A 24,192-nucleotide genomic window follows, 5' to 3' on the forward strand; every position below is an offset into this window, starting at 1 on the left:
CACTCCCTTAATTGCTTTAATCACAATAACTAAGGATCTTTAAAGGCAGTTTTCAAATTTTTTTTGATTCTTTCTCTTTAAAAAGAAATTATGAAAAATGTTGTATAAAAAATTGGTTTTTCAAAATGATGTCCTTTAATGCCTCTATAAATACGATCAGTTAGCTAGTAGCAACGGAGGCTGTAATGGCAGGCGAAAATAACCAAAACAACCAAAATGAAGATCTAAATGACGCGGTAGAACAAACGGACACGAACGACGCGGGTACGCCCTCCCAACAGCAGAATCAACAAAATCAACAAAACACGATTGCGTCGACAATAGCGACGGGTGCTGAAAATGCGGATGCGGCAGACGAAGTTAACCAGGCTTTAGACGAAAATCCGAGTGGTGCAGGTAATGCTGAAGATGCCTCTGCTTCTGGTGCGGCTGTGCAAGAAGAGACGCCAGAAAGTGATGGAGATTCAGACGCTGCACAATCCAATGTAGTTGGTGGAGCCGCTTCTGAAGCTGGCTCGGATAACGCTGCTGGCAGTGGTGGCGGTGCTGGAGCGGGCGCACAAGCTGTAGGTGGTGATATCGCAGAGGCTGCGACAGGTGGTGTAGACGCTGAAGGTAATGAAGAACAAGGCCAAGCTGCGCGTACTTCAGCAGCGCCGAGTGCGACATCTTCAGAGTCGGGTGACCAACAAGTTGGTGATGAGCTAGATTCACAAACAGTAGAAGAGACGTTTGCAGTTGATGTTCAAGCTTCTGACGAAGAGACCATTAGCGAAGTAGAGGATGACTTTGATTCTGAAACGGTAAGCGAAACGTTTAAAATCAAAGTGGAAAGTGAAAATGATGCGCCAGAAGCTGAACAAGATCTGGCTTACATCATGGATGAAGATGGCTCCATAACATTCACTCAAGAACAATTACTCGAATACGCAAGTGATGTAGATGGGGACGAGCTTGTTGCTTCTAACGTTCAAGTTGGTGATGATGCAACAGTTCAAGACAATGGTGATGGTACTTTCACCGTTGTTCCTTCAGCTGATTTTAATGGTGAACTTGACCTTACTTTCGACATCAGTGACGGCCAAGAAACGATTAGCAGCGCAATTGATTTAACGGTACGCCCGATTAATGACGCGCCTGTTCCTGAAGATAAAACGTTTGAAATCGAGGAAGACGGAACTCTTGTATTCACCGACGCTGACCTCCTTTCTGGTGCGACAGACATTGAAGGTGACAACCTAACGGTTGAAGGTGTGACCTACGATGGTGGCGACGGTATCCTTACCGACAATGGCAACGGCACGTACACCTTTGCGCCAAATGAAAACTTCAATGGCGACGTAAACTTCGGTTTTGATGTGTCTGACGGCACCGATACGGTGTCAGCAAACATCGACGTAAGCGTAACAGCGGTTGATGATGCGCCTGTGTCTGGTGACTTAGCTTATTCAATCGATGAAGACGGTTCGATTCGTCTAAGCCAAGAGCAGCTGCTTTCTCAAGCCTCTGACGTGGAAGGCGATGACCTGACTGCCAGCGGCCTAACGGTTGGCGGTGATGCAACCGTTACTCAAAACGATGACGGCAGCTTCACGATTACGCCAGATGAGAACTTCAATGGCGACATCGATATTAGCTTCGATATCTCAGATGGTACCAATACGGTTCAAGCATCGGCTGACCTAACCGTTAACCCAGTTAATGACCTGCCAGTACCTCAAGACCAACAGTTCAGCGTTGAAGAAGACGGCACACTTATTTTCACTGATGCTGACCTATTAACAGGTGCGACTGATATTGAAGGCGACAACCTAACGGTTGAAGGTGTGACCTACGATGGCGGTGACGGTATTCTTACCGACAACGGTAATGGTACATACACCTTTGCGCCAAATGAGAACTTCAATGGCGACGTAAACTTCGGCTTCGATGTCTCTGACGGCACCGATACGGTGTCAGCAAACATCGATGTAAGTGTGACTGCGGTTGATGATGCGCCTGTGTCTGGTGATTTAGCGTACTCAATCGATGAAGACGGTTCTATCCGTTTAAGCCAAGAGCAACTGTTATCACAAGCATCTGATGTTGAAGGCGATGACCTGACTGCTAGCGGCCTAACGGTTGGTGGAGATGCGACGGTTGTAGCTAATGATGACGGCAGCTTCACCATCACGCCAGATGAAAACTTCAATGGTGACATCGATATCAGTTTCGATATCTCAGATGGCACCAATACGGTTCAAGCATCAGCTGACCTAACGGTTAACCCAGTTAACGACCTGCCAGTCCCTCAAGATCAACAGTTCAGTGTTGAAGAAGATGGAACGCTTATCTTTACTGATGCCGACCTGTTAACAGGCGCTACCGACATTGAAGGTGATAACCTTACTGTTGAAGGCGTGACCTACGATGGTGGCGACGGTATCCTTACTGACAATGGCAACGGTACGTACACCTTTGCGCCAAATGAAAACTTCAATGGTGACGTAAACTTCGGCTTCGATGTGTCAGACAACGGTGACATCGATATCAGCTTCGATATCTCAGATGGTACCAACACGGTTCAAGCTTCGGCTGACCTTACTGTTAATCCAGTTAATGACCTGCCAGTCCCTCAAGACCAACAGTTCAGCGTTGAAGAAGATGGCACGTTAATCTTCACCGATGCCGACCTATTAACAGGTGCAACGGACATTGAAGGCGACAACCTAACGGTTGAAGGTGTGACCTACAATGGTGGCGACGGTATCCTTACTGACAATGGCAACGGTACGTACACCTTTGCGCCAAATGAAAACTTCAATGGTGACGTAAACTTCGGCTTCGATGTGTCAGACAACTTCAATGGCGACATCGATATCAGCTTCGATATCTCAGATGGCACCAATACCGTTCAAGCTTCAGCAGACCTGACCGTTAACCCAGTTAATGACCTGCCAGTACCTCAAGATCAACAGTTCAGCGTTGAAGAAGACGGCACGTTAATCTTTACTGATGCAGACCTATTAACAGGCGCTACCGACATTGAAGGTGACAACCTAACGGTTGAAGGTGTGACCTACGATGGTGGCGACGGTATCCTTACTGATAACGGTAATGGTACTTACACATTCGCTCCAAACGAAAACTTCAATGGTGACGTAAACTTCGGCTTCGATGTCTCTGACGGAACCGATACGGTATCAGCAAACATCGACGTGAGCGTAACAGCGGTTGATGATGCGCCAGTGTCTGGCGACCTAGCGTACTCAATCGATGAAGACGGTTCTATCCGTTTAAGCCAAGAGCAATTGCTCTCACAAGCATCTGACGTAGAGGGCGATGACCTTACGGCTAGCGACCTTACGGTTGGTGGAGATGCGACGGTTGTAGCTAATGATGACGGCAGCTTCACCATCACGCCAGATGAGAACTTCAATGGTGATATCGATATTAGCTTCGATATCTCAGATGGTACTAACACCGTTCAAGCTTCAGCTGACCTAACCGTTAACCCAGTTAACGACCTGCCAGTCCCTCAAGATCAACAGTTCAGTATTGCAGAAGACGGTACTTTACAGTTCACAGACGCGGATCTGCTTACAGGCGCGACAGACGTTGAAGGTGATAACCTGACGGTTGAGGGCATCACTTATGAAGGCACTGATGGCGTACTGACTGACTTGGGTGAGGGATCATATAGCTTTGCTCCAAACGAAAACTTCAATGGTGATGTTAGCTTTAGCTTCGATGTGTCAGACGGTACCGATACCGTGTCTGCAAACATTGATGTTAGCGTGACTCCTGAGAACGATCCGCCTGTTGCGGGCTCAACGTCCTACACGGTGAATGAAGATAATTCGATTACCATTTCTGATGCACAACTATTGGCAACATCTTCAGATATTGAAGGTGATGTATCGATAGACAGCGTGACTTACTCTGGTAGCGACGGTGTCCTCGAAATCAATGGTAACGGCACTTACACCTTCTCGCCAAATGAGAACTTCAGCGGTGAAATTGCACTGGATGTGGTTGTTGCTGATGAAGATGGTGCGACCGACTCAACGACCGCGGGCATCAATGTTCTTGAAGTGAACGATCCGCCGGTTGCAGGCCCTACGTCTTACACCATTGATGAAGACTCAGTACTTACCTTCAGTGAGTCTCAAGTGTTGCTTAACGCCTCAGATGTAGAAGGGGATGTTGATCTTGTTGGTATTAGCTACGATGGCCCTGAGGGCATCTTCTCAGTAAATGGTGACGGCACTTGCAGCTTCGCTCCAAATGAGAACTTTAATGGCCAAGTTCAGCTTGATGTCACCATTCGTGATGAAGATGGTGCAGAAGTGGAAACCGTCATCAATGTTGACGTATTACCAATCAATGATGCGCCAGTGTCTGGTGATTTGGCTTACAACGTTAACGAAGATGGTTCAATCACACTGAGCCAAGATCAGCTGTTGTCTCAAGCGTCCGATGTAGAAGGCGAAGATCTAACCGCAAGTGACTTAACAGTTGGTGGTGATGCGACGGTTGTAGCTAACGATGACGGCAGTTTCACGATTACGCCAGATGAAAACTTCAACGGTGACATTGATATTCAATTCAACATCACTGACGGTACTGACACGGTTCAAGCAACCGCCGATCTTACTGTTAACCCAGTTAATGACTTGCCGGTTCCTCAAGACCAACAATTCAGTATCGCAGAAGACGGTACGCTTCAATTTACAGACGCCGACTTACTTACCGGTGCCACCGATATTGATGGCGACGACTTAACCGTTGAAGGTATTAGCTATACAGGTGGTGATGGCGTACTGACCGACCACGGTGATGGTACTTATACCTTTGCGCCAAATGAAAACTTCAATGGCGATGTGAACTTCAGTTTCGATGTGTCTGATGGCACAGAAACCGTTAGCGCTAACATTGATGTGAGTGTGACTCCTGAGAACGATCCGCCAGTTGCGGGTTCAACCTCATACATGGTCAATGAAGACAATGCCATCACAATTTCTGATGAACAGTTGCTAGCTAACTCTTCGGATATTGAAGGTGCGGTGTCGGTTGATACTGTGACTTACAGTGGCACTGATGGTGTGTTCCAAGATAACGGCGATGGCAGCTATACCTTCCTTCCTAATGAAAACTTCAGCGGTGATATCAGCCTTGATGTGATTGTTGCAGATGAAGAAGGTGCAATTGATGAAACCACAGCAGGTATTACCGTTCTTGAAGTGAACGATCCACCAGTTGCGGGTCCAACGTCATACACCATTGACGAAGATTCGGTTCTGACGTTCAGTGAATCTCAGATTCTTGTGAATGCTTCGGATATCGAAGGCGATGTAGAACTTGTTGGCATTAACTACGATGGCTCTGACGGTATCTTCACTGTAAATGGTGATGGTACATGCAGCTTTGCACCCAACGAAAACTTCAATGGTCAGGTTCAACTGGGTGTGACCATTCAAGATGAAGATGGCGCAACGGTTGAAACACACATTAACGTTGATGTATTGCCAATCAATGATGCGCCAGTATCGGGCGATTTGGCTTACACCATCAATGAAGATAGCTCCATCACGCTAAGCCAAGAGCAATTGCTAGCAAGAGCAGGTGATATCGATAGCGACAACTTAGAAGCTATCAACCTATCTACTGATGAAAATGCGACCATCCAACACAATGATGATGGCAGCTACACCATCACACCGAACGCAGATTACAACGGTGACCTAGATCTGAACTTCGATATCATCGATAACGATGGTGGTTCAGTTCAAGTTGGCCTAGACATTACCGTGAATCCGGTTAATGACTTGCCACAAGCGCAAGATCAACAGTTCACGATTGAAGAAGACGGTACGTTACTCTTCACCGATGCTGACCTGCTTGTAGGCGCGTCGGATGTTGATGGTGACGAGCTGTCGATTGAAAACGTGCTCTACACTGGTGCAGATGGTGTTCTTAGCGATAATGGCGACGGCACATATAGCTTTGCTCCAAACGAGAACTTCAATGGTGATGTTCAATTCTCATTCGATGTCTCTGACGGTACTGATTCAACATCAGCTGTTATTGATGTCAGCGTAACGCCTGAGAATGACCCACCAGTAGCGGGCTCAACATCGTACACAGTTCAAGAAGATGGCCAAATCACGATCAGTGATGAGCAATTATTGGCAAACTCTTTCGATGTAGAAGGTGATGTTTCACTGTCTGGAGTATCGTACTCCGGTGATGACGGCTCTTTTGTTGATAATGGCAATGGTACTTACACCTTTACGCCAAATGAAAACTTCGATGGTGATATTTCACTAGACGTTGTTGTCGTTGACGAAGACGGTGCAACCGCAACCACAACCGCTGGCATCGATGTTATTGCTGTGAATGATGGACCTGAAACTTCGGGCATTCAGGCTGAAGTCGATGAAGATAATTCAATCACCATTACTCAAGAGCAGTTACTCGCTAATGCGACCGATGTTGAAGGTGATGAGTTAACGGCATCTAACCTACAAACCAACGATCCAGATGCGACAATTGTTACTAATGACGATGGTTCATTCACTATTACGCACACAGAAAACTTCAATGGCGAGTTGGACTTCACATACAGCATCAGTGATGGTGAGAATGAAGTTCTGACGACACTCGACTTGACGGTTAACCCTGTCAACGATGCGCCAGAAGCGGGCGATGAAATCTTCATCCAAGCGCAAGAAGACCAAACAGTTGGTGTGACACTTCGTGAAGAACCAGCACTACGTTTAGACCAAGCGCCAGAAAACGGCATCATTGAAGCAAATGTGAATGACGAATGGGTGGTACTGGAAGTAGGACAAGAAGTTCCTGCAGATACCGAAGTGCGCTTTGTTCCAAGTGAAGATGCTCTTGCTGAAGGTACACACACCACACAAATCGGTACGTTTGACGATAACGCGAGTGTGGATGATTGGGGTACAGAAGTTGACCCTTATACGCGTGAGTTCTCAGATGGTGACTTAACGGTAACTGTTCAAAGTAACGATGACCCTCTTGGTGCCTGGAATGGCAACACCCACATTGGTCATGGTATCGGTGATACTGACCGCCAAGGCTTAAGTGGTGATGAGAAACTGACGGTTTCAGTTGAAGGTCAAGACATCAATGAAATCAGTTTCCACCTAGATGGTTTGGGTGGCTGGTTCATGGAAGAGTCTCGTCACTTTACAGAAGTAGAAATCAAAGCGTTCAATGAGGATGGCGACCTAATTGACTCGATGACTTACCACAAAGAAGACCGTGGTACTTTCGAGACAGATTACACGCTAACGGTTGATCAACCAGTGTCCTACTTTGAGCTCGGTACCGTGCAAGGCAATGGTACTTACGTCGTTCAAAACATGACAGTGTCACAAACTTGTCATGATGAAGCGGTGTTTACATCGATTGGTGTAGATGGCTCAGAGATTACTGAAACGGTTGAGTTGAATATCCATGCGGGTGACAACGAAATCGAGTTAACGGCTGATCTTCCGAATATTACTGTCGATACCGATGGTTCTGCCCAGTTTGCTTCGGTTGTGATTACCGAAGAGCAACTACTGGCGCAAGCATCTGATATTGATGGCGACGACCTTGATATTGAAAATCTAGAGCTAGTGGGTGAAAACTCAGAGCATGCAACACTCACCGATAATGGTGATGGCACTTGGACGGTAACACCGGATGAAAACTTCCATGGTGAAATCGAACTTGGTTACCAAGTTACCGATGGTGAGCTGACAGACAGCAATATCATCAATATCAATTTCGAATCAGTAAATGATGCGCCAATCGTTTCTGGCCCGATTGTTCTATCGACAGATGAAGATGAAGGTATCACGTTCAGTGCAGATGACTTGCTAGCGAACACCACAGATGTGGAAGGCGATACGCTGTCTATTTCTGACATCACTTACGGTGGTGATAACGGTGAGCTAGTTGATAACGGCGATGGTACGTTTACCTTCATGCCGAATGAAAACTTCAATGGTGAAATCGACATCGACTACAAGGTGTTTGATGGAACTGATGAAGTTGCAACGCATCTAGACCTAACGGTCGTACCAGTCAATGATGTGCCGGTTCCGGGTGAACCATTGCACACCCAAATGCTTGAAAACGGCTCCATGATCATCGAAGCGAAAGACCTATTGTCTGGTGCTACCGATGTTGATGGCGACATTCTTCATGTCGAAAACCTATTACTTGCAGACCAAACGCAAGGTACGTTAACGGATAACGGTGATAATACCTTTACCTTCGAACCTGCAGAAGACTTCTACGGTGAAGTGAATCTGACTTTCGATATCAGTGATGGCCAAGCAAGCGCACCAAGTACAGCAAGAGTTGACGTTGAAATTGTCAATGAAGGCCCAGAGGTTGGTGGTCCAATTGAAGCCGCTGTTGATGAAGATGGTTCAATCACTATCACTCAAGAGGATCTGTTAGCGAATGCGACGGATGTCGATGGCGACAACCTTGAAGCCGTTAACTTAGCGACCAACGATCCAAATGCGGTTGTTGTAGAAAACCCAGACGGTAGCTTCACTATTACACCAAGTGCAGATTTCTTTGGTGAGATTGAGTTTACTTATGATGTCACTGACGCGATCGAAACTGTTGCGGCTGACCTCAACCTAACCGTAAACCCTATCAACGATGCTCCAGACGTGCCTGACATGTCTTTCACTACGGAAGACGGTCAAGCGATTACCATTACCGAAGCTGAACTATTAGCACAAGCGACAGACATTGAAGGCGACGAACTGTCAGTTGTGAATGTGACGAGTGCAAGCGACACGGTAGAAGTCACAGACAATGGCGATGGAACATACACATTAACACCAGAGCAGGGCTTCTTCGGTAACGTTGACTTAGCGTTTGATGTGAGCGATGGCACTAATGTGGTTGCCGCAAACATCGACCTAAAAGTTGAGTTCGTCAACGATGCGCCAGAAGCGACGCCAATGGTGGCAGATGTCGACGAAGATGGTTCAATCCTCGTTACACAAGAAATGTTGTTGGAGAACGCGAGCGACCAAGATGGCGATGAGTTGTTTGCAAGCGCGCTTGAAACTAACGATCCAAATGTCAGCATTGTAGACAATGGTGATGGCACGTACACAGTGACACCTTCAGAGAACTTCAATGGCGATATTGCATTCACTTATGAGGTGAGCGACGGTGAGCTGAGCACGTCTAATGATATGACATTGACCGTTAATCCGGTGAATGACATTCCAATTGTTGCTCCAGGAATGTACCACATCGAAGAGGATGGCAGCATCCTGTTCACTCAAGAAGATCTATTGAGTGCTGCAATTGATATTGATGGCGACGACCTAAGCGTTACCAGCATCAATTACTCTGGTGATGAAGGCACAGTAACCGACAACGGCGATGGCACGTTCAGCTTCGTTCCTGAAGAGCACTTCAGTGGTGATCTGCAGTTCAGCTTTACTGTGACAGACGGTACGGATGAAGTTGAACAAGACATTAATGTTCACATTGAAGCAGTTGCTGATGCGCCTGACTTAGTTATCACGGATGGTGATGGTGTGAACGTCGACGACCAGGCGATTTTGGTTGAGCCAGGCGGTATTGTTGAACTGAACATTGCTGCGGCACTTGTCGACCAAGACTTGTCTGAAACACTCACTGTTACAGTAGATGGTGTGCCAGAAGGTTCGGTTATTCAATACGATAACGAAGGCGTTCTGAATGACCAAGAGAACGGTATCACCAGTTACAACGACACTGAAATCACAGTAACGTTTGAAGGTGAGACGGCTGGCTACCAAAACGCTGCGGGTTATTACAAAGTAGACGAAGACGGCAACATCACAGGTGTTGAAGTTGTTTACGAAAACGCATCACAAGTTGGTGGTGGCGGCGACCTTGTTCCAGGGCAAGATCAATTCAGCTTCCAAGTCGAGGAAGGCGAAAGCTTTAACCTGTTCTTAATTCCAAACGGACATCAGCACAACGACTTTGATGCGATGCAAGACGGTCAGTACGAGTTCCGTGCTGAGGATGGTTCGCCTGCGAACATGGATACGGTTGATCCTCAACTTGTCTTTGTGGCTGCTGATGGAACCGAGACAGTGATTCAAGGCCAAAATGGTGACGCGATCTTCCATGGTGGTTCAAGCTCTCAGCTAAACCAAGATGGTATCGAACATACTCGTACTACGGTTAATGAAGACGGCGAGCTGGTTTACGGATTTGAAGATTTGTATGGCGGCGGTGATGCTGACTATTCTGACTTCAACTTCACAATCGATGTCGGTGAAGTGAACAGCCAAATCTACAGCGGTGAAGTAACGGTTGGCCCTGATGGTACGGTGAACTTACCAACAACGGCTATCGAAAATGCGTTACAAATCCAGTTACCAGAAGACTTCAATGAGCAGCTTGAAGTTCATGTAACCGCAACTGCGACAGAGTTATCGAATGATGATTCTGAAGCGGTATCTCAAACCATCTACATTAACGCGACAGGCGCGCACATTGAGCACGCACCTGAAGCACTTCCGGTTTCTGCAACGGTTGAAGAAGATGGTTCAATCATCATTACGCAAGAAGACTTATTGGCTAATGCGCGTGATTTAGATGGCGATCAGTTGACGGCTCTGAATTTAGCAACCGATGATGAGAGCGTTACGATTACCGATAACGGTGATGGTACGTACACATTAACGCCAGATGCTGATTTCAATGGCGATGTGAGCTTTACGTTTGATGTGTCTGATGGTGATGATGTTGTCTCTACCAACCTTGAGTTAACAGTTTCACCAGTAAATGACGGTCCAGAAGCACAAGACCACGCATTCACAGTCGGCGAAGATGGCGTGTTAACGTTCAATGACCAAGACCTATTAACAGGTGCAACGGACATTGAAGGGGACGACCTAAGTGTTGAAGGTGTAACTTACACTGGCGCAGATGGTGTCCTAACCGATAATGGCGATGGCACCTACAGTTTCGCGCCGAATGAAAACTTCAATGGCGATGTGAACTTCTCGTTCAATGTATCAGATGGAACCGATACGGTAACCGCTAACATTGATGTGAGCGTGACGCCAGAGAATGATCCTCCGGTTGCGGGTAGCACGTCTTACACGGTTCATGAAGACAACTCTATTACGATCAGTAACGAACAATTGCTAGCGAACTCTTCGGATATCGAAGGCGAAGTCGCAATTGATAACGTGACTTACAGTGGTAGCGACGGTGTTCTGGAAATCAACGGTGACGGCACATATACCTTCTCTCCAAACGAGAACTTCAATGGCGAAGTTAGCCTAGATGTTGTCGTGACGGATGAAGATGGCGCGACTGAAGCAACAACGGCGGGTATTACAGTCCTTGAGGTGAACGATCCGCCAGTTGCTGGCCCAACGTCATACACCATCGATGAAGATTCAGTACTGACTTTCAATGAGTCTCAAGTTCTGTTGAACGCTTCTGATATTGAAGGTGATGTTGAGCTTGTTGAGATCAACTACGATGGCCCAGACGGTATCTTCTCAATCAATGGTGACGGTACATGTAGCTTCGCTCCGAATGAAAACTTCAACGGCCAAGTGCAGTTGGATGTGACCATTCAAGATGAAGACGGCGCTCAAGTTGATACGTTTATTACGGTTGATGTATTACCAATCAACGACGTACCAGTATCAGGCGACCTTGCATACAGTGTTGAGGAAGACGGTTCGATTACCTTGAGCCAAGAGCAACTTCTTTCGCAAGCGAGTGATGTAGATGGCGACGACCTTACTGCTTCTAACTTGATTGTTGATGGAGACGCGACGGTTGTTGCTAACGATGACGGCAGCTTTACCGTTACGCCAGATGCGAACTTCAATGGTGACATTGACCTAACGTTCGACATTAGCGATGGTACAGATACGCTGGTTGCGACGGCTGACCTAACCGTTAACCCAGTCAATGACCTTCCACAACCACAAGATCAAACGTTCAGCATCGGCGAAGACGGCATCTTGAACTTCACTGATGAAGACTTGCTGACAGGTGCGACTGACATTGATGGGGATGACCTGTCGGTTGAAGGCGTTACTTACACAGGTGCGGATGGTGTTCTTACTGATAATGGCGATGGAAGCTACAGCTTTGCGCCAAACGAGAACTTCAATGGTGATGTGAACTTCAGTTTTGATGTGTCAGATGGCACGGATACAGTTCAAGCCAACATTGATGTCAGCGTGACACCAGAGAACGATCCACCGGTTGCAGGTAGCACGTCTTACACTGTGCATGAAGACAACTCAATCACGATCAGTAACGAACAGCTATTAGCCAACTCTTCAGATGTTGAAGGTGAGGTTGCGATTGATAGTGTGACTTACACTGGCAGTGACGGTGTGTTCGAAGACAACGGTGACGGCACTTACACCTTCTCTCCAAACGAGAACTTCAATGGTGATGTGAGTTTAGCGGTTGTTGTTACCGATGAAGAAGGAGCAACAGAAGCGACCACCGCGGGAATCACCGTACTAGAGGTGAACGATCCGCCAATCGCAGGCTCAACCAGTTACTCAGTCAACGAAGATGAAGTTATCACCATCAGTGCAGAGCAACTGTTGGCGAACGCTTCTGATATTGAAGGTGAAGTGGCGATTGATAGCGTGAACTACACAGGCGCTGACGGTATCTTTACTGACAACGGTAACGGCACATTCAGCTTTGCACCGAACGCAAACTTCGATGGCGATGTAAGCCTTGATGTTGTCGTTACTGATGAAGACGGCGCAACCGTAGCGACCAACGCAAGCATTGATGTTCTGCCTGTTAACGATGCTCCGGTATCGGGCGACTTGGCGTACAGCGTGGACGAAGATGGTTCAATTACCTTGAGCCAAGAGCAATTACTTGCTCAAGCGAGCGATGTTGACGGCGATGACTTAACAGCGGCTAACCTGACCGTTGGTGGTGATGCGACAGTTACTGCAAACGATGATGGTAGTTTCACTATCACGCCAGATGCGAACTTCAATGGCGACATTGATTTGAACTTCGACATTACCGATGGTGATGCGACGCTTCAAGCAACAGCTGACCTAACGGTTAACCCAGTTAATGACTTGCCAACAGTCGGTGAGCCACAATTTGTGACTCAAGAAGACACCAGCTTTACCTTCACAGAAGAGCAACTGCTGCAAAATGCGGGCGACATTGATGGCGATAACCTATCGGTTGAAAATGTGGCTTCAGATAGCGGTACTTTGGTTGATAACGGCGACGGTACTTACACATTCGCACCGAATGAAAACTTCGACGGCAATGTAAATGTGACGTTCGACGTGAATGACGGTACCGCGACAGTACCAGCAGAAGCGACGATTGATGTTCAATCTGTGGTTGATATGCCAGAGCTGTCGATTGCGTCTGACCTAGTGATTGCGTCAGACAACTTCGAGTCTGGCTCAAACGGTTGGAATACCGGTACTGAAAGCTCACAAGGCTTCGAATCAGGTGACATGCTAGGTCGTATTGGTGGCACTGGTGGCGATGAAGCAGTCAGCAAAACTTACGACATTCCAAGTGATGTGAGCGAAGTTAATATCTCGTTCAGTTTCTACGAAATTGATTCTTGGGATGGTGAGTCATTCCAAATCTTTGTCGGCGGCGAAGAGCTAACTTCGTTAGACAACTCGGCGTTCCAAACTCAAGATGGCACTACAACATTGTACGATTCAGCGGGCAATGAAGTGGGTGAAGTTGTTCACGGCGTGTCGCAAGGTGAAGGCTTCAGTGGTTGGAACGACCAAGCGCACCAAATCAACCTAACGGTACCCGTTGAAGACGGCCAACTTGAGTTAGGCTTCGGTTCAACCTTGAACCAAGGTGTGAGTGATGAGTCGTTTGGTATCGACAACATCGAAATCACAGTGTCTGACGCGGATTACCAAATCATTGGTACCGAAGATACACCTGTACCACTCGATATTGATGCCGCTCTAACCGATACCGATGGTTCAGAAAACCTTGCTATTTTGATTGAAGATGTGCCGGAAGGCAGCTCGCTTTCTGCAGGTACTGATAACGGTGATGGCACTTGGTCATTGCAACCTGGTGAGCTAGAAGGGCTAGAGTTTATCCCTTCAGGTGACTTCAATGGGGATGTGGTTCTAACCGTGAATGCGACGTCGACTGATGTTGATACGGGCACCACCGCAACGGCAACACAAGATGTGACGATTCATATCTCGCCAGCGAATGATGCTCCAGAAGTTGATGGTGACATCAGTGCTGTGACAGCCGAAGACAACAGCATCACGCTAACTCAAGAGCAGTTGCTAGAGCACGCTGTTGACATTGATGGTGATGATTTATCAGCAATCAACCTAACTACCAATGATGAAAATGCGACCGTTCAAATGAACGACGATGGCAGCTTCACCATTACACCGAGTGAAAACTTCAACGGTAATATCGAATTTAGTTACGATGTAACCGATGGGGAAGACATGGTCGCGGCTGGCCTAGACTTGACGGTAACACCTGTCAATGATGCGCCAGAGCCACAAGACCAAGCATTCACTATTGGTGAAGATGGGGTTCTTAACTTCACTGACGCTGACCTGTTAACGGGTGCAACGGATGTTGAAGGTGATAACCTAACAGTCGAAGGTGTGACATATACGGGTGCTGATGGTGTGCTTACCGACAATGGTGACGGAAGCTACAGCTTTGCGCCAAACGAGAACTTCAATGGTGATGTGAACTTCAGCTTTGATGTGTCAGATGGCACGGATACGGTTCAAGCCAACATTGATGTGAGCGTGACGCCTGAGAACGATCCACCAGTGGCAGGCAGCACGTCTTACACTGTGCATGAAGACAACTCAATCACGATCAGTAATGAACAGTTATTAGCCAACTCTTCAGATATTGAAGGTGAGGTTGCGATTGATAGCGTGTCTTACACTGGCAGTGACGGTGTGTTCGAAGACAACGGTGACGGCACTTATACTTTCTCGCCAAACGAGAACTTCAATGGTGATGTGAGCTTAGCGGTTGTTGTTACCGATGAAGAAGGGGCAACAGAAGCGACCACAGCGGGAATCACTGTACTTGAGGTGAACGATCCGCCAATCGCAGGCTCAACCAGTTACTCAGTAAACGAAGATGAAGTTATCACCATCAGTGCAGAGCAACTGTTGGCGAACTCTTCTGATATTGAAGGTGAAGTGGCGATTGATAGCGTGAACTACACAGGCGCTGACGGTATCTTTACTGACAACGGTAACGGCACATTCAGCTTTGCACCTAATGCAAACTTCGATGGCGATGTTAGCCTCGATGTAGTGGTGACTGATGAAGACGGTGCGACAGTAGCCACCAGCGCAAGTATTGATGTTCTTCCAAGTAACGATCCACCAGTATCGGGAGACTTGGCATACAGCATTGATGAAGATGGTTCGATTACTCTGACTCAAGAGCAGTTACTATCTCAAGCCTCTGATGTGGATGGCGATGACCTGACCGCAAGCAACCTAAGCGCAGGCGATAATGCAACTGTTGTTGATAATGGCGATGGCACCTTTACGGTAACGCCAGATGCGAACTTCAATGGCGATATCGACCTAAGCTTTGATATTTCGGACGGTACTGAGTCAATTGTGGCGAACGCCGATCTGACGGTAAACCCAGTCAACGACTTGCCAACGACATCTGATGTTTATGCGAACGTTGATGAAGATAATGTCATCACTATCACGCAGGAGCAGTTACTTGCTAATGCCGCTGATATTGAGGGCGACGACCTTGTCGCTTCCGACTTAACCTTGGTCGGTGACGATGCAACGATTGTCGACAATGGCGATGGCACGTTTTCAATCACTCCAAGCGAAAACTTCAATGGCTACATCGATGTTGCCTACAGCATCAGCGATGGCGACACACCAATTGCCGCTAACTTAGGCTTGACCGTTGACCCAGTTAACGACGCGCCAATTGTTTCTGCTGATGTGGCGATAACCATTGAAGAAGACGGTTCATACACCATTACTCAAGAAGAGCTCCTACAATTCGCGACTGACATCGAAGACGATGACATGACCGCAATTATTGGAGAGCAAGGCGATGAAACGACCGTTACCGGTACTGTGTTGGATGCGGAAACTGGTAATCCAATCGCAGGTGCGGATGTTACGCTAACCGACAACGCAGGTCATTCTTACACGGCGGAGACGGATCAATCCGGCAACTACTCTGTGAGCGGTCCTGTTGTTGACCAAGGTACCGTTACGATTGAACAAGAAGGCTCTATTACTAGCAGCTTCCTAGTTCCAGCAGGCGAAGATACCAACGGTGGCGTAACCGCTATATCCGAAGTACTTGAAGAAACAGATATGCGTATCGTGGTCACATGGGGTGACAGCCCACGTGATATGGACAACCACCTATGGCTCTACGATACAGAGAATGGCAGTGAGCTAGACCATATTTACTATCGCGACATGAGCCATGATCTTGGTGAAGGTAACGTTGTTCAACAAGATGTAGATGACACAAATGGTGGCGGCCCTGAAACCATCACCATTCCAAACTACCAAGATGCGGACATGCACTATTCAGTACACAACTACACCAGCAGAAGTTGGGATGTAGATGGTGTTGAAGATGTACAAGTTCAGGTGTTTGTAGGCGATACATTGGTTGAAACCTTTAGCCCTGATTTATCTGAAAGCCCATCGGGTGACCACTGGCATGTATTCGATATCGTGAACGGCGTTATTGTTCCAAGCCAAGATGTAGGCACTCAAAATGCATTCGACTTGCCAACAGCAGAAGAAGCACTCGCGAATGAAAACGGCATTGATATCTCTGAATTGCTAACCGGCGAGGAAGGTGATGATTCTGGTGAAACGGGTGGTAACGAACCAAGTGTTGGAGATGTTTCCATTGAGAACGCTCTTATCACTGACAATGGTGATGGTACTTACACCATTACACCGGAAGAGAACTTCAATGGTGAATTCTCGATTAGTTACAACGTGGACGATGGCAACGGCGGGGTTACGCCTGCGGAACTAGACGTTACTGTAACAGCAGTTAACGACCTTTCGGTTATTTACGACCACGACTACACCATTAATGAAGATGGCTCGCTGACCTTTACCGATGAACAGCTATTGGCTGGTGCAACGGATATTGATGGCGATGACCTTTCTGTCGAGTCGGTTAATTACGAAGGCACCGACGGTGTGTTCACGGATAATGGCGATGGCACTTATACCTTCGCGCCAAACGAGAATTTCAATGGCAGCGTCGACCTAACTTACGATGTGAGTGATGGTACTGATGTTGTATCGGCGAACATTGATGTTCAAGTGGTTCCAATCAATGACGTACCAGTAGCAGGCACAACCTCTTACAGCGTTGAAGAAGACGGCAGTATTACCCTAAGCGATGCACAACTTCTGGCGAACAGCTCGGATGTTGAAGGGGAAGTGTTTGTCAGCGATGTAAGCTACAGCGGCACTGATGGTGTATTCACTGATAATGGTGATGGTACTTACACCTTTGCTCCAAACGAAAACTTTAACGGTGACATCAGTCTTGATGTATCTGTTATGGATGAAGATGGCGCAACCGCTGAAACAACCGCAGGTATCGACGTCATTGCTGTTAATGACTTGCCGGTTGCAGGTTCAACGACCTACAGCGTTGACGAAGATAACGTGATTACCATCTCTGAAGCACAGCTTCTTGCGAATAGCTCAGACATTGAAGGTGATGTATCCGTTAGCGACGTTTCCTACTCAGGCGCAGACGGTATCTTTACTGACAATGGTGATGGTACTTACAGCTTCGCACCAAATGAAAACTTCAACGGCAATGTCAGCCTAGATGTAACCGTTGCTGATGAAGAGGGTGCAACGGCTGAAACCACTGCGGGTATAGATGTTATCGCAGTCAACGACGCGCCAGTGTCAGGTGACTTGGCTTATTCAGTGGATGAAGATGGTTCAATCACGTTAAGCCAAGAGCAGCTACTTGCTCAAGCATCGGATGTGGACGGCGATGATCTTACCGCGGCGAACCTAACCGTAGGTGATAACGCTACCGTTACGGCAAACGATGATGGTTCATTTACTATCACACCGGATGCCGACTTTAATGGCGACATTGATCTAAGCTTCGACCTTTCTGATGGTACTGAAACGGTTGTGGCAACGGCCGACCTTACTGTGAATCCAGTAAATGACATCGCGGTTGTACAAGATGTCGCTTACACCATTGAAGAAGATGGTTCACTTACCTTTACAGACGATCAACTGCTAGCGGGTGCCTCTGATATTGATGGTGATGAACTTTCAGTTGCCGACGTGTCTTACACTGGCGCAGAGGGTGTGTTCACCGACAATGGCGATGGCACTTACACCTTTGCACCAAACGAGAACTTCAATGGTGACGTAAGTCTGGACTTCTCAGTATCTGATGGTACAGAGACGGTTGACGCAAACATCGACGTAACGGTAACAGACGTTAACGATGCACCAGTGGCAGGCGCAATGTCTTACCAAATGAACGAAGATGGCACCATCACATTGAGCCCTGAGCAGTTGATTGCTAATAGCTCCGATGTGGACGGTGAGGTGTCGCTTGATAGCGTGAGCTACTCAGGTGCAGACGGTATCTTGGTTCAAAATGAAGATGGTTCGGTAACGTTCGCACCAAACGAAAACTTTAACGGCGACATCAACCTTGATGTGACGGTTATTGATGACGACGGTGCGACGGCTCAGACTACCGCTGGTATTGAAGTCATTGCAGTTAACGACGCACCAGTGGCCGGAAACGTGGCTTACTCGGTTGATGAAGATGGTTCAATTACGCTATCTCAAGAGCAGTTGCTGGCTAACGCATCCGATGTTGATGGTGATGCACTGACCGCAAGCAACCTATCTGCAGGTGACAATGCGACCGTAACAGCGAACGATGATGGTTCATTTACTATCACTCCGGAAGCTGACTTCAACGGCGACATAGACCTAAGCTTCGATGTGTCAGATGGCCTTGAAACTGTTCAAGCTGGCGTCGACCTAACGGTTAACCCAGTCAATGACCTACCAACAGCAGAAGACCAAAACTTTACTGTTGAGGAAGATGGAACGCTAATCTTCACGGATGCAGACCTACTAGCAGGTGCTGCAGACATTGACGGCGATGACCTGTCTATCGCTGACGTGTCTTACACGGGCGCAGAGGGCGTGTTCACTGACAACGGTGATGGCACTTACAGCTTTGCTCCAAACGAGAACTTTAATGGCGATGTAAACCTTGGCTTCACAGTGTCTGATGGCACTGAGACCGTCGATGCCAATATTGATGTAACGGTAACGGATGTTAATGATGCGCCGGTAGCGGGTTCTACGTCTTACCAAATGAACGAAGATGGCACGATTACTATTAGCCCTGAGCAGTTGATTGCTAATAGCTCTGACGTTGATGGTGAAGTGTCGCTTGAAAGCGTGACTTACTCAGGCTCTGACGGCACCTTGGTTCAAAACGATAACGGGTCTGTGACCTTCACGCCAAACGAGAACTTTAACGGTGATATCAGCCTAGATGTGGTCGTGACCGATGATGACGGTGCAACTGCAACAACAACGGCAGGTATCGAAGTTCTGGCTGTGAACGATGGACCAGAGTCTGAGGATGTGAAACTAACCACAGCCGAAGACAGCACCATCCTTATCACACAAGACATGTTGTTAGCTCAAGCTACCGACATCGATAACACCGCAGATGAGCTGTCAGCTTCTGGTCTACAAATCGACTCTAGCTTGGGTGAGTTGCTAGACAACGAAGATGGTACTTGGTCATTTACGCCAAACGAAAACTTCAATGGCGATGTGCCAATGACGTTTAACGTTAGCGATGGCCAAGAGACAATTTCAGTCGACGGCAACATCGATGTCACGCCAGTGAATGATGCACCTGAAGCACCAATGATTGAGATGCAAGGCGAAGAAGATGTGGTCATGGTGATTGACCCAGCTTACATCGCGGATCAAGTGACAGACCTTGATGGCGATGAGATCAGCATTGAGAGCATCACAGTTCGAGCTCCAGCGAACGCGACCTTAACTCAGCAACCAGACGGCATGTATCACTTAGTGACTACGCAAGACTTCAATGGCTTGGTAGAACTGGGTTATCAAGCGACTGACGGCGAAGAAGTGGTTGATGGCTCGCTGAATGTGGATGTCATTCCTGTTAACGACGCACCGTTTAACGTCGGCAACGCAATGATGACCACCAACGAAGATGGCGCGTTCACCTTCGATGCTGGCGACTTGATGAACTTGTTCGGTGACATCGATACCGCTGACCTTGTTGTTTCTCGCATTATCACCGCAGACGGTGAAGATGGCGGAGAAGTAACAGACAACGGTGATGGTACTTGGACATTCACACCAACAGGCGACTTTGCGGGTGTTTCTGACCTACAAGTTGTCGTGAGTGACGGTGAGTTTGAAACCGTTCTCGATGTTCCTGTGTACGTACGTCCTGTCGCAGATGGCGCGGTTATTTCAACTGACCATGACGGTCCATTGGTGTTCGGTGAGGATGAAACCGGTCACTTAGGACTGAATGTTGGCCTAGTCGATGATTCAGAAACACTAAGTAACCTAGTGATGACAGGTTTCCCTGTTGGATTCGAGGTAACAGATGGTGTGAATACCGTGATGATCACCGAGCTGGGTCAATACATCGACCTGTTCGATTGGGATATCTCAAACATTCAAATGACGCCTCCTGAAGACTTCCATGGTGAGTTCTTCGTAACCGTAAGCGCAACAACGGTTGATTACGGAGATGAGCCGGAAGCGTTTGAAGATGGCATCGATTCTGGTGATTTCGAAACCGTAGCGGGTGATTCCATCATCCTAACGGCGGACGACCTAATCGGTTTGGCTGAGAATGTGGATGCCGACAGCGATGATGAAGTGAAACTGGTTCATCTTGCCGACCGCAGCCAAGGTGAGATTGTCGATAATGGCGATGGCACTTGGACGTTCACACCAGCACCAGGCTTCACGGGCGAAGCAGATATAGCTTACGTGGTTGATAAAGATGGTGTGCTTCATGATGAGCAAACTGGCGTAGTCGTGAAAGAAGGCGACTCGCAAGAGAATGCGGCACCAGAAGTTAACAGTATCACGACGACGGAAATCGCAGCGGATGCAACCTTGTCGTTCACTGATGAAGACATGTTAGCGAATCTGAGCGATGCAGAAGGCGATAGCTTGAGCATTGAGTCTGTGAGCTTGATGGAAGGTCAGGGCGTAATTGAGAGCGATAACCAAGGTAACTATCAATTCACACCAGCTGAAGACTACACCGGTGATGTTCAAATTGGGTTTATAGCGACCGATGGCGAAAATCGTATCGAAAGCTTCTTCAATGTGGATATCCAAGGCGGAGATGAAGCTGCGGCGAGCGAAGGTTATGCCTTAGCTGATGATGGTTCACTAACTATCACTGATGCACAGCTGGTGGATGAATTGGGCGTGAGTGATTCTGCACAAGTTGTTGATGTTGCAGACGCGAACGATGCTGGCTTCTTTGCCGAATCAGGAGAAGGTGAGTGGACTTACTGGCCGAACGAAGACTTCGATGGCAATTTAGCGATGAATGTTGAAGTTAACGACGGCGGTGAAGTATCAAGCCACAGCTTAAGTATCCAAGTTGAAGATGATTCAGTACAAAGTGATGAACCACAAGTCCAAGCTGCTCAAGCAACAGAAGAGCAACAAGTGGAAGTGGCTCAACAAGCTGATGACCAAGCTCAAGATGCTGAAACTGAAGATAGTACAGCAGATGTAACCGCGGCACCGGGTGATACCATCTCTATCTCGATTCCAGATGAGGTGAGTGGTAACGAATCGGTTGATTACGCTGATATGTCTGGCTTACCTGAGGGAGCTACTGTGAGCAACGCACTGGATAACGGTGATGGTAGCTTCACAATCAGTGGCAACCTAGAGCAGCCTTTATCCGTTGAACTTCCAGAAGGTTATGAAGGTACTAGCGAGATCCAATTCCAAGGTTACGACGAATTGGGTAGCTCAATAGACGGTGCTAGCGGTTCTGTTGAAGTTGAGGTCGATGATCAATACACCATGCAAGGCTCTACGCAAGAGCAGCAACCAGACATGGCGGGTATGGAATCTGGTGGCAGCGACTGGACAAGTGCGGGAGGCCAAGACCAAGGTGTTGACTTCACGGACGACTCTGGAAGCTTCGATTCAGATTCTCAAACTGGAACTGATCAAGGCAACGACTTCGACCAAAGCTCAATTTAATCGAGAGGGCTTGGTTTTAATCTGAACCGACATTTAGTCTAAACCAACAAGGAGATAGGGCAGCGTAAAGTTGCCCTGAGCAAAGCCATGTAGAGTGACCTTTGCATGGCTTTCTTATTTGTCGCTGAGATTCATTCTTTGGCTTCAAAAAACTTGAGAATCCACAAGAATGTTCTTAGTTACTATAAGAAAGAGTTAAAAAGGAGTGAGGGCATGTATCGTTATGTCAGTTCACCGCAAGCGTCGAAGTACATAGTGCCACCGCCTCAACATCGAGAGTTGTCGAGTGTGGATGTGCCTGAGTCTGAATTAGAGATGCGAGAAATATTGAATAATTGGTTTGCTGATGGTTTAGCGCCCATTATTGAAAGTGACGATGACTACATCTCTGCGAGCGATCACGTTCGATTTGAAAAGCTTAGCCGCACCGTTGGGATGTTGTTGAGAAACAAAGATTATTATTTTGCGGCTAAACGGATTTTATCAGTGTGGGAACAAGATTGTCTTGAAACCACTTATATCAATTATCTCATTTTGCGCAGTGAGCGAGTCACTTCTTTAAGGTAAGTTAATGGTGTGGCATTTGTCATTTTTCATTAGGCATTAGGCATTAGGGATTAGCGACTTAGGGTTCGTGTGCTTACGATCTTTTTATTTTTCTAACGAATCAGCAAACAAAAAGGGCAAGCTTGGAGGCTCACCCTAAAGGTCTTTGTTTTGGCTTAACGTTATTTTCAACTAATTCTCAACTGGGTTACGACTTACACCCAACCATCAAATTTGAGTCGTTTTTGAATTCTTTCGACCGCTTCTTTCTGCATTTGTCTAACACGTTCATTAGAAACATTCACATCCAACATTTGTCCGACCTCAGACAGCGTTTTCACCTTGTTATCAAAGAAACCAAAACGGTGGATGAGCACCTTTTGTAATTTTGGAGGAAGTGTATAGATGATTTGTTCTAGAGCTTGGGTAAAGGATTGATCCTCACAATCTTGTTGAGGGTCTGGGATATATTCACTTTCGCATTGATCAAGCACCATAGGCGCATGGCTAGTTCCAACCGTTGTCGTCACGTCAATAAACCCGCTTAACGCCACCAGTTGATCGACGCGTTCGGCCTTTACACCTGAACTGTCTGATAGCTCAGAAATTGAAACCTCTTTACTCATTTTTTTGCTTACATCGAGCTTTTTTGAGGCGAGGCTGTTTATTTCTTTACACACGTGGGCTGGCAATCGAACGGTTCGACCCGTGTTCATGAGTGCGGCTTCAATGTTTTCGCGGATCCACCAAACAGCATAGGTTGAAAAACGATAGCCTGGTTCTGGATCGTATTTGTCGATGGCCTTAATCAAGCCAATGTTGCCTTCCTCGATCAGGTCGAGCAGGGTGAAATTATTGCCTTTACGTTTTAGGTAACTCTTTGCGATTTTCACAACAAGGCGCAGGTTTGATTCGATCATGACATCACGCGCTTTATTATCACCCGCGCGATTCAATTTTGCGTAATACACCTCATCTTCACGCGACAGCAGATCAATGCCAACAATATCTTTCAGATAATGAGCATAAGGGTCTGCACTGGTAGAAAATGATTCGGTAATGGGTGTTTCATCCGTGAGCCCCTGAAACGCAGCAAAACTATCGTTGTTCATTTCCTTGTCCTTATCTAGCCGACTGAACGTTTTAGTTTTTTTATTATGCCACCAAGTGATTAACGCTTGGTTTCATTAGAGTGTAGATAACAATTTCTTCTTTACCAATAAATAAAATGCAATTTCGTATGTTTATGTCACAAAAAGATCTACAAATATTTAACTATTTTGCATCT

General features: G+C 47.1%; 3 protein-coding genes. 2 read left to right on the forward strand and 1 reads right to left on the reverse strand.

All coding sequences use genetic code 11. From position 1 onward, the window contains the following. Window positions 1-185 precede the first annotated feature (185 nt). Both F0229_RS07885 and F0229_RS07890 read left to right on the forward strand, forming a co-directional pair. Window positions 186-22,358 carry a tandem-95 repeat protein gene (locus tag F0229_RS07885; RefSeq protein ID WP_171732582.1) on the forward strand — a complete coding sequence of 7,391 codons (22,173 nt, stop codon included), beginning with the start codon at window positions 186-188 and terminating at the stop codon, window positions 22,356-22,358. 213 nt (window positions 22,359-22,571) lie between these two features. Continuing rightward, window positions 22,572-22,925: a hypothetical protein gene (locus F0229_RS07890; protein ID WP_017060510.1), complete on the forward strand. Its 354-nt coding sequence runs from the start codon at window positions 22,572-22,574 to the stop codon at window positions 22,923-22,925. A 194-nt stretch (window positions 22,926-23,119) separates the two neighbouring features. Here F0229_RS07890 and F0229_RS07895 read toward each other — a convergent pair whose 3' ends face one another. Then, a complete protein-coding gene (locus F0229_RS07895; RefSeq protein WP_171732583.1) occupies window positions 23,120-24,016 on the reverse strand; it encodes an RNA polymerase sigma factor RpoD/SigA in 897 nt (298 codons plus the stop codon). Between the last annotated feature and the right edge of the window lie 176 nt (window positions 24,017-24,192).

Origin of the sequence: Vibrio sp. AIC-3 (assembly GCF_013114515.1) — a bacterium.
Taxonomy (GTDB): Bacteria; Pseudomonadota; Gammaproteobacteria; order Enterobacterales; family Vibrionaceae; genus Vibrio; species Vibrio crassostreae_C.